Consider the following 595-nt stretch of genomic DNA (forward strand, 5'->3'; position numbering starts at 1 on the left):
GCAGGCGCTCGCAATGCTCGCGGTTGAGCGTCAGGCAGATCAGGCCACGGCCGTACTTGGCCATGAAATTGATGGCTTCGGGCGTGACGTGGTCGGAAGCCAGGACGAGGTCGCCCTCGTTCTCGCGGTCTTCTTCGTCAACCAGGATGACCATGCGGCCAGCGGCCAGCTCGGCGATCAGCTCGGGGATGGGTGAAATCGGCATCCCGCGATTGTAGGCGGGCGGCGCACCCCAACGGGGGCAAACCCCAGCTTGAGCCCCCTTGGAGAGCGGAAATGCGCCGGGATTTCACCACGCAAGAGGCGCTCAGCCCGGCAGGCGCCCCTCGGCCGACAGCATGCGCTCCACGTAGCGGGCGATCAGGTCGACCTCGAGGTTGACCTGGGTGCCCGCCTTGATCTCGCCCAGCGCCGTGTTGTCAATGGTGTGCGGGATGAGGTTGATGTCGAACTCGGTGCTGCCGTCGTCGGCGTCCTGCACGCGGTTGACGGTCAGGCTCACGCCGTTGACGGTGATCGAGCCCTTGTAAGCCAGGAAACGCGCCAGGGCCTTGGGCGCACGGATGCGCAGCAGCCACGACTCGCCCACCGGCTC

Annotated in this window: 1 protein-coding gene and 1 pseudogene; both read right to left on the reverse strand. The window is 66.4% G+C overall.

Annotation, left to right across the window (positions count from 1 at the left end; translation table 11 throughout):
* Nucleotides 1-205: 3,4-dihydroxy-2-butanone-4-phosphate synthase (locus tag B2W70_RS08160; protein ID WP_286744621.1), on the reverse strand; the 205-nt coding region annotated here is incomplete at its 3' end.
* Between the two features lie 102 nt (nt 206-307).
* Nucleotides 308-595 (reverse strand): annotated as a pseudogene (locus B2W70_RS08165) (riboflavin synthase); the annotation flags it as partial.

It is taken from the genome of Aquabacterium sp. UBA2148 (assembly GCF_002328915.1).
GTDB classification, from domain to species: domain Bacteria; phylum Pseudomonadota; class Gammaproteobacteria; order Burkholderiales; family Burkholderiaceae_C; genus Aquabacterium; species Aquabacterium parvum.